Origin of the sequence: Streptomyces alkaliphilus, assembly GCF_014141535.1 — a bacterium.
In the GTDB taxonomy this organism is placed as follows: Bacteria; Actinomycetota; Actinomycetes; order Streptomycetales; family Streptomycetaceae; genus Streptomyces; species Streptomyces alkaliphilus.
The window spans coordinates 1-2407 of the sequence record NZ_VKHT01000792.1 but is presented as its reverse complement, the minus strand read 5'-3'; the positions used below and the strand labels follow the sequence as shown (position 1 = coordinate 2407).

Here is a 2407-nt window from a genome sequence, read left to right as displayed (position 1 = left end):
CCGCTCCTCACGACCCGCGTCCCGCCCGGTCATCACCGGCTCCCTCCGTTCCCGTGCCCCGTCCGCCGGGACCCCTCCGTCCCGCCATGCGTTCCCCCCGGGGGGACGACGATATGCGTGTCGGGCGTCCCGGCTCACCCGTCCCCGGCCCGGCGCCGGCGGGACCGTCGGTGCCCCGCCGTACACTGTGCGGGTGGCGGGCAGGATCAACGACGAGGACGTGAGAGCGGTTCGGGAGGCGGTGCCGCTCGATGCCGTCGTCGCCGACTACCTGCAGCTCCGCCCCGCCGGCGGCGGCAACCTCAAGGGCCTGTGCCCCTTCCACGACGAGAAGTCCCCCTCCTTCCACGTGAGTCCGGGCAAGGGGCTCTACCACTGCTTCGGCTGTCAGGAGGGCGGGGACACCCTCGACTTCGTGATGAAGCTGGAGCACCTCTCCTTCGCCGAGGCGGTCGAGCGACTGGCCGCGCAGGCCGGCATCACCCTCCGCTACGAACAGGGCGGCTACGGGCGCGGCAGCCAGGCGGGGGAGCGCACCCGGCTGGTGGAGGCGCACCGCGAGGCCGCCCGGTACTACGTCGAGCAACTGGACTCGCCCGAGGCGGCGCCGGCCAGGGCCTTCCTGGAGGAACGCGGCTTCGGTGGAGACGCCGCCGGACGCTTCGGCGTCGGTTACTCGCCGGCCGGCTGGGACCACGCGGTGCGCTTCCTGCGCGGCCGGGGCTTCACCGACCGCGAGCTGCTGCTCTCCGGCATCGCCCAGGACGGGAGGCGCGGCCCCATCGACCGGTTCCGGGGCCGACTCATGTGGCCGATCCGGGACATCGCCGGTGAGGTGATCGGGTTCGGTGCCCGGCGGCTGCGCGAGGACGACAACGGGCCGAAGTACCTCAACACCCCCGAGACCCCCATCTACCGCAAGTCGCAGGTGCTGTACGGGATCGACCTGGCGAAGAAGGACATCGCGAAGGGCAACCGGGCGGTCGTGGTCGAGGGCTACACCGACGTGATGGCCTGCCATCTCGCCGGCGAGACCACCGCCATCGCCACCTGCGGCACCGCCTTCGGCGAGGGGCACATCAAGATCCTGCGACGCCTGTTGATGGACAACTCCCGTTCCGAGGTGATCTTCACCTTCGACGGGGACGCGGCCGGTCAGAAGGCGGCGCTGCGGGCCTTCGAGGACGATCAGAAGTTCGCCGCCAAGACCTGGATCGCCGTCACCCCCGACGGCATGGACCCCTGCGACCTGCGGCTCCACCGGGGTGACGAGGCGGTGCGGGAGCTGGTGGGGAGCCGCGCCCCGCTGTTCGCCTTCGCCCTGGACCACATCGTGGGGGGCCACAACCTGGAAACGGCCGAGGGGCGTTCGGCGGCGCTGGAGCAGGCCGCGCCCGTGGTAGCGATGATCAAGGACCCCGCCATCCGGCACGAGTACGCGGTGCGGCTGGCCGGCCTGGTCGGCATTCCCGACCACCACTTCGTGCTGCGCCGGGTCGGCCAACTGGTCCACCGCCGGCACCCCGGGCGCTCGGGCCCCGAGGGAGCGGGGGGCCCCGGCCCCGCCGGCCGGCGGGGCCGGGCCGGTTCCGGCGGCGGTCGCTTCGCGGGAGCCGGTTCGACGGTCCTCGAGGTGCCCCGTCAGGCCGGTCCCCCCCTGCACCTGCGCAGTCCCGCCCACCGGGTCGAGCGCGAACTCCTCAAGCTCGCCCTGCAGTTCCCCGCCCTGGTCTCGCCGGCCTTCGACGCCTACGGAGAGGACGAGTTCACCGCCCCGCCCTACGCGGTGGTGCGGCGGGCGATCGCGGAGGCCGGGGGTGTGGAGCCGGGCTCGACCGATCCCGGGTACATCGCCCGGGTGCGTGCCGCCGCCCCGGACGACGCCGTCCGGGCCCTGGTCACCGAGCTGGCGGTGGAGCCCCTGCGCACCCCGCGCGATCCCGACGAGGTGTACGCGGGCGACCAGTTGGTCCGGGTCCGGTTGGCGGCGGTGGACCGCCGGGTCCTGGACCTGGACGGCGCCGCGCTGCGCGCCGAGTCGCGCGGTGCCGCGGACGAGGCCACGGAGCTGCGCCGGGAGCTGTGGGTGCTCCAGCAGTACGGGCGGGCCCTGCGGGAACGCGGTGCCGCGGCGCTCTGAACGGCGCCTTCGCCGGGCACCGGCCGGCGGGCTCCGGGAGCCTTCCCGGGAACTCCGAGCCCTCGGCCGGAGCCCCCGCTCGGTGTTGTCGTGCCGGGCCCGGATGCGGAATCCCGAGCGGAACCCCGAGCGGAAAAGGGACGCACACCCCTCGTGAACCGGGCGTGCCGTGACTCACACTGGTGGGCGGCGCCGCACATTCCGGTCGCGAGCACCTGGAGGTTGCTCCGTGCAGATCCAGTCCCTCGCCGGCGCGGTCCCCACCGC

Annotated in this window: 1 protein-coding gene; it reads left to right on the top strand. The window is 74.0% G+C overall.

From position 1 onward, the window contains the following. Positions 1 to 193: 193 nt before the first annotated feature. Positions 194 to 2140, top strand: a complete 1947-nt coding sequence (gene dnaG, locus FNQ90_RS19810; RefSeq protein WP_182607601.1) for a DNA primase — start codon at positions 194 to 196, stop codon at positions 2138 to 2140. The last annotated feature ends 267 nt before the right edge of the window (positions 2141 to 2407 follow it).